The sequence below is a fragment of the Longimicrobiaceae bacterium genome, from assembly GCA_035936415.1.
Taxonomy (GTDB): domain Bacteria; phylum Gemmatimonadota; class Gemmatimonadetes; order Longimicrobiales; family Longimicrobiaceae; genus JAFAYN01.
Map to the genome: position 1 here is coordinate 1 of DASYWD010000355.1, position 8,485 is coordinate 8,485.

Sequence of the window (8,485 nt, forward strand, 5' to 3'; positions counted from 1 at the left end):
CTCCGCGCCTCCCGCACCGGGATCTCCCCCGCCGAGGGGGCGGAGGCGTTCGCGCGCATCCTGGGGCACGGCGCCGGGCCGCAGGTGGCGGTCTGCACGCGGGACCTGGCCGCGCTCGTGGAGCGCACGCGGCGCTTCACCCGCGAGGAGATGGTGGAGGCGCTCCAGCAGCGGCAGGGAGCGGCGTCCGCGCACCCCCGTCCCGAGGTCTCCACCCCCTACGAGGCGCCGCGCAGCGAGCTGGAGGAGACGCTCACGGAGCTCTTCCAGCGGGCGCTGGGGATCGAGCCGGTGGGCATCCACGACCACTTCTTCGAGATGGGGGGGGACTCGCTGGTGGCGACGCAGTTCCTCGCGGCGGTGAACGAGAGGTTCCAGGTGGAGCTTCCGCTCCGGGTCCTCTTCGAGGCGCCCACGCCCGCCCAGCTCGCCGCCGCCATCGTGCAGCGGCAGGTGGACGCGCTCGACGAGGACCTTCTGGCCCAGATGCTCGCAGACCTCTGAACCCCCGGGCGCGGAGCAGGGCACGGCCCTGCTTCCGCACCAGCGACGAGCCCCGATGAGCGCACGGACCCCCTCCATCGCCGACCTCACCCCGGAGCAGCTTGCGCGCCTGCAGCTGCGCCTACAGGCGTTGCGTGGGGACGCGCCGGCGCACGACCGCATCCCCCGCCGGGAGGGAGAGGGTCCCGTTCCGCTCTCCTTCGCGCAGCAGCGGATCTGGTTCCAGAGCCAGCTGGAGCCGGACTCGCCCCTCTTCAACGTCTCCCTTGCGCTCCGGCTCACCGGCGCCCTGGACGAGGCCGCCCTCCGCCGCGGTCTGGACGAGATCGCCCGGCGCCACGAGGTGCTGCGCACCGGCTTCGAGCTGCGCGGGGAGACGCCGGTGCAGGTGGTGCACCCGGAGCGGGGCGTCGATTTCACCCGCGTCGAGCTGAGCGGGGCGGAGGATCCGTCGGCGGAGGCGCGCCGGCTGGCGGGGAGCGCGGCGGTAGCGCCCTTCGACCTGGCCCGCGACCCGCTCTTCCGGGTGCTGCTCATGCGGCTGGGTCCGGCGGAGCACGTCCTGGCGATGACGCTGCACCACATCGTGCTGGACAAGTGGTCGTACGGCCTGCTCCTGGGCGAGCTGGTCGCCCTCTACGGCGCCTTCCGGGAGGGGAGGCCGTCGCCGCTCCCGGAGCTGCCGGTGCAGTACGCCGACTTCGCCGCGTGGCAGCGGACCCGTCTGCAGGGGGAGACGCTGGAGCGCCAGCTCGCCTTCTGGAAGAGGCTGCTGGAGGGCGCCCCGGAGTCGCTGGATTTCCCCATGGACCTCCCCCGGGCCGTCCCGCAGCCGTTCCAGGCGGCCTCGCACCCGGTGCGCATCGGGCGCGACGCCGCCGCGGCGCTGCGTGAGCTGGCGCGGGCGGAGGGGGCGACCCTCTACACCGTGCTCCTGGCGGCGTACGCGGTGCTCCTGCAGCGCTGGACCGGGCAGCCCGACCTGGTGGTGGGCACCTTCATCGCCAACCGCACGCGCACCGAGACGGAGCGGCTGCTGGGCAGCTTCGCGAACACGCTGGTGCTGCGGGTGAGGGCGGAGGAGACGCTCTCCTTCCGGGGCCTCCTCCGGCAGCTGCGCGAGACGATGCTGGAGGCGCAGGCCAACCAGGAGCTCCCCTTCGAGCGCCTGGTGGAGGAGCTGCAGCCGGCGCGCGAGGCGGGGCGCATGCCCCTCATCCAGACGGCGCTGAACCTCCAGAAGGCCGCGCTGCCGTCGCTCGACATCCCCGGGCTGGGGGTGGAGCTGCTCCCGGTGCCGAGCGGCGCCACGGGGCTCGACCTCCACCTGGCGCTCGAGGAGACCGAGGACGGAGTGGCCGGGGTCCTGGAGTACAACGCCCACCTGCACCTGCCCGCGACCGCCGCCATGCTGGCGGAGGCGTTCTTCCGGGTGCTGGAGGCGGCCGTGTCCGGTCCCGACACCCCGCTGGAGGAGATCGACCTCCACCCGGAGGCGGACCGGCGGCTGCGGGCGGATCTCAACGACACGCGGGCGGAGTACCCGCGCGACGTGCCCGTGCACTCCCTCGTCGAGGCGCAGGCGGCGCGCACCCCCCGGCGGAAGGCCCTGGTGTGCGGAGACGTCTCCTGGACGTACGAGGAGCTGGACGCCCGCGCCAACCGTCTCGCCCACCACCTGCGTGGCCTGGGCGTGGGGCCGGAGCGGCGCGTGGGCCTCCTCCTGGAGCGCTCGGCGGAGATGGTGACGGCGGCGCTGGCGGTGATGAAGGCCGGCGGGACCTACCTTCCGCTGGACCTCTCCCTGCCCGACCAGCGCCTGGCCTGGATGGCCAGGGACGCGGGAGTCGTGGCGGTCGTCACCCAGGCCGCGCTGCGCGACCGCGCTCCGCTGCCCGGGGCTCCGCTGGTGGTCCTGGACGACCGCGCCGTGCAGGATTCGCTCGCCGCGTCTCCGGCCACCGCCCCGGAGCGGAGCGCGGACGCCTGGAACGCCGTGTACCTCCTCTACACCTCCGGCTCGACCGGAGAGCCCAAGGGGGTCGTGGTCCAGCACCGTACCGTGGTGAACTTCCTGTCGTCCCTGCGCGACCTGCTGGGAATCGGCGAGGGAGACACGCTGCTGGCGATCACCCGGCTCGGCTTCGACATCTCGGTGCTGGAGCTGTTCCTCCCCCTCAGCGCGGGCGCGACGGTCGAGGTCGCGGAGCAGGACGTGGTGGCCGAGCCCCGCCGGCTGGCGGAGCGGATCGGGCGCGGCGGCGTCACGGTGATGCAGGCCACCCCGGCCACCTGGCAGATGCTCCTGGAGGTCGGGTGGGCGGGGGAGCCGGGGCTTACCCTGCTCTGTGGCGGCGAGGCGCTCCCCGGGCCGCTCGCGGAGCGGCTCCTGCGCTGCGGCGCGGCGCTGTGGAACCTGTACGGGCCCACGGAGACCACCATCTGGTCCGCGGCGCACAGGGTGGAGGCGGCGCCCGCGAGCGGAGCGGTGGAGCTGGGGCGGCCGATCGCCAACACCACGCTCCACGTGCTGGACGCGCGGATGCGTCCGGTGCTTTCCGGCGCCCCGGGGGAGCTGTACATCGGCGGCGAGGGGCTGGCCCGCGGATACCTGCACCGGCCCGGGCTGACCGCGGAGCGTTTCGTGCCCGATCCCTTCTCCGCGGTTCCGGGCGCGCGCCTCTACCGCACCGGGGACCTGGCGCGGCTGCGGGCGGACGGAGGGGTGGAGTTCCTGGGACGCACCGACCACCAGGTGAAGGTGCGCGGCTTCCGCGTCGAGCTGGGGGAGATCGAGGCGGCGCTGCTCGGCTGCCCGGGGGTGGCACAGGCCGCGGTGCTCGCCCACGGCGAGGATGCGGCGCGCTCGCTGGTGGCGTACGTGGTTCCCGCCGCCGAGGGGCCCGGAACGGCTCCCGCGGAGGAGCGGACCCGGCGCTGGGCCTCGCTCTGGGACGAGGCGTACGCCGGAGGAGGGGAGCCGCCGGACCCCGCGCTCAACCTGGCGGGCTGGAACAGCAGCTTCACGGGTGGGCCGATCCCCGAGTCCGAGATGCGCGACTGGGTGGGCCACACCGTCGGGCGCATCCACGCCCTGGGCGCCCGCCGCGTACTGGAGATCGGCTGCGGAACGGGTCTTCTCCTCTTCCGGCTCGCGCCCGGGTGCACCGACTACTGGGGAACCGACTTCTCACCCACCGCGCTCGAATACCTGCGCCGCCACCTGGACGGGGACGCTCCCTCCAGGGTGCGCCTGCTGGAGCGCGCGGCCGACGACTTCTCGGGGATCCCGCAGGGCTACTTCGACGCGGTGGTGCTCAACTCGGTGGTACAGTACTTCCCCGACGTGGAGTACCTGGAGCGCGTGCTGGAGCAGGCCGTGCGCGCGGTGGCGCCCGGCGGCGTGGTCTTCGTGGGCGACGTGCGCAGCCTGCCCCTCCTGGAGGCGTTCCACCTCTCGGTGGAGCTGTCGCTGGCACCGGCCACCCTCCCGGCGGAGGAGCTCCGCAGGCGCGTGCGGCGGCGCATCTCGCACGACCCCGAGCTGATGCTCGCCCCGGAGCTCTTCGCCGCGCTGGGAGAGCGGCTGCCGCGGGCCACCCGGGTGGAGGTGCAGCTCAAGCGGGGGAGCCGCCCCGCCGAGCTCACCCGCTTCCGCTACGACGTGCTCCTGCACGTGGAGGGGGAGGTCCCCCGGGTGCACGCGCCGGGAGGGCTGGACTGGGAGGCGGAGGCGCTCACGCCGGAGGCGGTGCGGCGCCGGCTCGAGGCGGAGAGGCCGCAGGTGCTGGCGCTCCGCAACGTACCCAACGCGCGGGTGGGAGGGGTGCTTCGGGCGGTGGAGGAGCTCACCGCGAGTGCGCCCGAGGTGGACGCGCTGCGCCGGCTCGCGGAGGGAGAAGACGGGGTGGACCCGGAGGTGTTCTGGGCGCTGGGGGAGGAGACGGGGTACTGCGCGCAGGTGTGGTGGGCGGCGTCAGGAGATCCCGGGCGCTTCGACGTGGTGCTGGTCCGGCCGGGAGCCGGGGCCGTGCGGGCGGAAGCCGCGGCTCCGGCGCCGTCCCGGTATTTCCACGGGGGCAGGCCGCCGCAGGAGGAGTCGGGCGCGCGGCTGGTGGCCGCGCTCCGGGAGCGGCTCGGGGAGCGGCTGCCGGAGTACATGGTGCCCGCCTCCTTCGTGCTGATGCCGTCGCTCCCACTGAACGCCAACGGCAAGGTGGACCGGAAGGCGCTCCCGATGAGCGACGTGGGGAGCGCCGCGGCGAAGGGGCACGTCGCCCCGCGAACGGCCCTGGAGCGCATGGTCGCGGAGGTATGGGGCGAGGTGCTCGGGCGGGAGCGGATCGGGGCGGACGACGACTTCTTCGCGCTCGGGGGGCACTCGCTGCGGGCCACGCAGGCCGTGGTCCGGCTCCAGGCGCGCCTGGGCATCGAGATCCCGGTGCGCACGGCGCTGACGCACACCCGGGTGCGCGACTTCGCGGCTGCCCTCGAAGCGCGGGTCGCCGAGGGGACCGGGGCGGAACGCCGGCCGCCCATCGTGCCGGCCGCCCGGCCCGGAGAACCATCCCCCCTCTCCTTCTCCCAGCAGAGGCTCTGGCTGGTCCACCAGCTGGAGGGCGAGCACCGGGTCTACCACCTCCCCTTCCGGGTGCAGCTCTCCGGGCGGCTGGACGTGGGCGTGCTGCGGCGCGCCCTGGAGGAGGTGGTGCGGCGGCACGCGGCGCTGCGCACCCGTTTCCTGGAGGTGGACGGCCTCCCCGTGCAGTCCGCCGTTCCGCCCTTCGCGCTGGAGCTGCCGCTGGCGGATCTGCGGGGGCTGGCGGACCCCCGGGCGCACGCCGGCCGGCTGGCCGCGGACGAGGCGCGGAGGCCCTTCGACCTCGGTTCCGGGCGGCTCCTCCGTGTGCTGCTGGTCCGCCTGGACGAAGAGGAGCACGCGCTGCTGCTCACGCTGCACCACATCGCCGCCGACGGCTGGTCGCTGGGGGTGCTGGTCCGGGAGGTGGCGGCGCTCTACCGCGCCTTCCTGGCAAACGTGCCCTCCCCGCTGCCGGAGCTCCCCGTCCAGTACGCCGACTACGCCGTCTGGCAGCGGGAGTGGCTCACGCCGGAGCGCCAGGAGAGGCAGCTCGACTACTGGCGCCGGCAGCTCGAGAACGTGCCGGAGCTGGTCCTGCGGGGAGACCTCGCGCACGACGCCGTGGCGAGCCGGGAGGGCGCCACCGCGCCCTTCGTGCTCCCGGCCGAGCTGGCCGACGGGCTGCGGCGGCTCAGCCGGACGCTGGACGCCACGCTCTTCATGACGCTGCTCTCCGCCTTCCAGGTGCTGCTGCGGTGGCAGGGAAGGGGGGACGAGGTGGTCGTGGGGACGGACGTGGCCAACCGCAACGCGCAGGCGGAGACGGAGGCGCTGATCGGCTTCTTCGTGAACCAGCTCGTGCTGCGGACCGACCTCTCGGGCGACCCGACCTTCGCCGACCTGGTGGAGCGCGTGCGGGGGGTGACCCTCGCCGCGTACGACCACCAGGACGTCCCCTTCGACCGTGTGGTCGAGGCGCTGAATCCGAAGCGGGTGCGGGGGGGCACGCCCTTCTTCCGCGTGAAGCTCGTCCTGCAGAACGCGGGCTCGGGAGAGGCCCTGGAGCTGCCCGGCCTGGAGATGCGGCCCTTCGCGGTGGAGCGGGGGGCGGCCCAGCTGGACCTCGTCCTGGCGCTGGAAGACGCGTCGGGCCCCATGGGCGGGCACGTGGAGTACCGGAGCGCGCTGTTCAGCCGCGACCTGGTGAGGCGGCGGATCGAGCAGTACCGCGCGGTCCTGGAGGCCGTGGTGGAGCGCCCGCAGCGGCGGCTCTCCGAGCTGGAGGCGCTGCTTGAAGAGCGGGAGCGCCGGCAGCAGGAGAGCGCCCGGGAGGCCCTGCACGCCCGGCGCCGCGCCAGGTTCCAGGACCGGGCGCGCCACACCAGTCCCCTGCCGCCGCTCCTGGAGCCGTAGTGCCTGCCGGCGTGGGCCGGCGGGACACGGGGACGGGGGCGCAACCGCTTGCGCCCCACGCATATCTGTTATAAAGTGTAGGTGAAAAAGCCGACAGCAGTTTGTAAGATCGGCCGCGGCAGGCGCCGTACGCCAGCCCCACCCGAAACCGCCGCAAGGTTGACGCCATGAAACGCACGGGGACACCAGCGAACGCCCGCTCCTGGTCGGACCGGATCAAGAAGGTGCAGCCGATCAGCGTCTCCCAGACGCAGCTCGTGCGGATCGGCCATCTCCCCGGCCACGAAGGTCTGCCGCTGGTGGTGGAGCCGAACCCGGAGTACGGCACCCTCCTCCTGCACGAATGGGCGAGGGACCACCTGGACTTCATCGAGAAGAACGTCCTCGAGTACGGCGGGGTCCTCTTCCGCAACTGGGGCACCCCGACCCAGGAAGACTTCCACCGCGTCCTGGACGCGATCGGGACGTCGCTGATCCAGTACACGGAGAGCTCCACCCCCCGCACCAACCTGAAGAAGAACATCTACACCTCCACCGAGTTCCCGCAGGACCAGACGATCGCCCTGCACAACGAGCTCTCGACGGCCGCGACCTTCCCGATGAAGATCTGGTTCTTCTGCGACGTGCCGGCGGAGGAGGGGGGGCAGACCCCCATCGCCGACGTGCGCCGCGTGTACCAGCGCCTCTCGCCGGAGACCCGCGAGCGCTTCGCGGAGAAGGGGTGGATGCTGGTCCGCAACTACGGCGACGGCTTCGGCCTCACCTGGCAGGACTCCTTCCACACCGACGACCGCGCCGAGGTGGAGCGGTACTGCCGTGAGAACGCGGTGGAGTGGGAGTGGAAGGAGGGAGACCGCCTGCGTACACGGCAGGTCCGGCCGGCGATCGCGGAGCACCCGGGCACCGGCGAGAAGGTGTGGTTCAACCACATCGCCTTCTGGCACGACTCCAGTCTGGACCCGCAGGTCCGCCAGCTCCTGCGCGAGGAGTTCGAGCCGGAGGACATGCCCTACCAGACCTTCTACGGCGACGGGACCACCATCGAGGACGAGGTCGCGGCCGAGCTCCGCGAGGCGTACCTCCAGGAGCGCGTGGTGTTCGACTGGCAGAAGGGCGACCTCCTGATGATGAACAACATGCTCGCCGCGCACGGGCGCATGCCGTACCGGGGCGAGCGCAAGACGCTGGTGGCCATGGCCGAGCCGTACACCCGGCCCGACCTCCACGACATCCCCGCCCTCCGCGCGGCGAAGGCCTGAGGGGAAGTCCGCCGGCCGCGGTACCCGGCGGACCTCCCCGTCGCTCCACCGCACCAGGAACGTAGAACGCTTGGATATGTCAACGGATGCGATCGTAGGATACCGCCTCTCGCCGCGGCAGCGGCACCTGTGGGGGCTGGTGCAGGAGGCGGTGCCGAGCGCCCGCGACGCCCGCGCCCTGGTCCGCGTGACCGGGCGGCTCGACGCGGACGCCCTGCGCGATGCGCTGCACCGCCTGGTGGAGCGGCACGACGTCCTGCGCACCACCTTCGCCCGCCTTCCCGGGATGGCGCAGGCGCTCCAGACCGTCGGGGAAGCCCGCGTCCGGTGGGAGGATGCCGAGGACCTGCGCGGCGTCCCGGAGGAGGCGCGCGAGGCGCGGCTGCGGGCGCTCTGGGAAGGGGCGGGGTCCGGAGACGAGCGGCTTCCGGCGGCGCGGCTCATCCGCGTCGCGGAGGAGGAGCACCTCCTCTTCCTGAGGGCGAGCCCGCTGAGCGCCGACGCGGCCTCGTTCGAGCCGCTGGTGCAGGACCTCGCGGTACTGTACGCGGCTGCCGGCGGCGACGCCGGGCTCGACGAGCCCGTCCCCTACCTGGCGGTCTCGGAGTGGCTGGGCGAGGTGCTGGCGTCGGAGGAGGCGGAGGCGGGACGCTCGTTCTGGATCGCGCAGTGCGAGGGTCCGGAGGTCCGCCTCCTGGTGGAGGAGGAGGGGCCCGGCCCCCGCGCC

Annotated in this window: 4 protein-coding genes; all 4 read left to right on the plus strand. The window is 73.6% G+C overall.

Translation table 11 applies throughout. From position 1 onward, the window contains the following. On the plus strand, positions 1-504 hold a 504-nt coding region (locus VGR37_14475; protein ID HEV2148606.1), incomplete at its 5' end, for a phosphopantetheine-binding protein. 55 nt (positions 505-559) lie between these two features. Next, a complete protein-coding gene (locus VGR37_14480) occupies positions 560-6,499 on the plus strand; it encodes an amino acid adenylation domain-containing protein (protein HEV2148607.1) in 5,940 nt (1,979 codons plus the stop codon). Between the two features lie 167 nt (positions 6,500-6,666). Then, entirely contained in the window at positions 6,667-7,758 is a 1,092-nt protein-coding gene (locus VGR37_14485; protein HEV2148608.1) for a TauD/TfdA family dioxygenase, read from the plus strand. A 76-nt stretch (positions 7,759-7,834) separates the two neighbouring features. Then, positions 7,835-8,485, plus strand: a 651-nt coding sequence (locus VGR37_14490) for a condensation domain-containing protein (protein ID HEV2148609.1), incomplete at its 3' end; no start/stop codon positions are given.

Excerpts from the sequence above, each read along its gene's own strand:
- VGR37_14485 (HEV2148608.1), top strand. The coding sequence starts at position 6,667 with ATGAAACGCACGGGGACACCAGCGAACGCCCGCTCCTGGTCGGACCGG.
- VGR37_14480 (HEV2148607.1), top strand. The coding sequence starts at position 560 with ATGAGCGCACGGACCCCCTCCATCGCCGACCTCACCCCGGAGCAGCTT.